The organism is Oleiphilus sp. HI0117 (assembly GCF_001635235.1).
In genome coordinates, this window is record NZ_LWGA01001065.1 from 1 (window position 1) to 1,226 (window position 1,226).

A 1,226-nucleotide genomic window follows, 5' to 3' on the forward strand; every position below is an offset into this window, starting at 1 on the left:
AGTAAGTAGTGTGTTCTTTATCTAAACTTATACTGGCCACTACTGGAACTTTTTTACCTTGATATGTAATCACAGTAAGTTGCACTTCTTCAGCATAAAACTCATTAATCAATAATGGGTAAACATAACTGTCAATAAAAATATTTGAAGCCTTGGTGAAAATATTAGACAGTGGCATTGAAGACAGTTCTTCTTTTTTCCAGCCAAGTAAGGTCAATAGATGCTTATTGCTATAAGTAATAGCTCTCTTAGAATTCACAACTAAGTGACCAGAATGGAAACTGTCTAAGAAAGAATCCACTTCAGCACCTAAGCCTTATTTCTATTTATGAAATCTATAAGTAAAGGCATAAGTAGGGCTGGATCGGTCATGTGGGGGCAGTGCCCCTCGGCCTCAATTAAAGCTAATTGACTATCGTTTATATTTTCAGCCATATATTTTCCGACCTCTGGCGCGGCTAAGGAATCTTTTAAACTCTGAAAAATAAATGTCGGTTTAAGTATATTTCTTAACATTGTTCTGTAGTCAGAGAAGAATGTCGCTATAGCAAACGTTTTTGCAATTACGGGGTCTGTACTGCAAAAACTGCCAGATAACTCTCCAATAAGTTCAGGCGAGTGCCCCGCACCCATAACAAGAGGAGCTAAATAGTTCGCCCACCCTATATAATTCTTGTCCATTAAGTTTATTAGCTCTTCTAAATCTTCTCGCTCAAATCCACCCATATAATCTGGAGGTATATTCATAAAACAAGGTGAAGGGCAAATCATGGTAATATCGGAAATTCTATCACCGCAATTAATCGAGGCAATACCTGCAATAATAGAGCTTACTGAATGGCCAATGATCGAAACATTAGAAAGATCTAAAGCTAATAATATTTCCTCTATATCTTTCGCATAACCATCAAGGCTTGCGTATCTTTTTTTAGAAAAGCTATTTAAGTCTGATTTTCCAGAGCCAACATAATCGAACAAAACAACTTTAAACTGTTTCTCAAGCGCTGGAAGCATGAAGCGCCACATATTCTGATCACAGCCGAAACCATGTGCCAATAGAACTATCTTGTCTCCGTTTCCGGAAATATTGACATTATTTCTTTTCAATATTTCCGCTTTATCGTGGCACATAACTTTTTGATCAATCATAACAATGAACCGTGCAATAAAAAGTGTTGCTGAATTTAAGTAAAGATATTATTAAAGATAGCATAGTAGTAGGTCTC

The 1,226-nt window shown here is 36.3% G+C and carries 2 protein-coding genes; both read right to left on the minus strand.

Annotated features, from left to right (window positions below; all coding sequences use genetic code 11):
• Nucleotides 1–301, minus strand: a 301-nt coding sequence (locus tag A3757_RS19065) for a PAS domain S-box protein (RefSeq protein WP_156506422.1), incomplete at its 3' end; no start/stop codon positions are given.
• An 8-nt stretch (nt 302–309) separates the two neighbouring features.
• Nucleotides 310–1,149: an alpha/beta fold hydrolase gene (locus tag A3757_RS19070; RefSeq protein WP_231875553.1), complete on the minus strand. Its 840-nt coding sequence runs from the start codon at nt 1,147–1,149 to the stop codon at nt 310–312.
• Nucleotides 1,150–1,226: the final 77 nt, after the last annotated feature.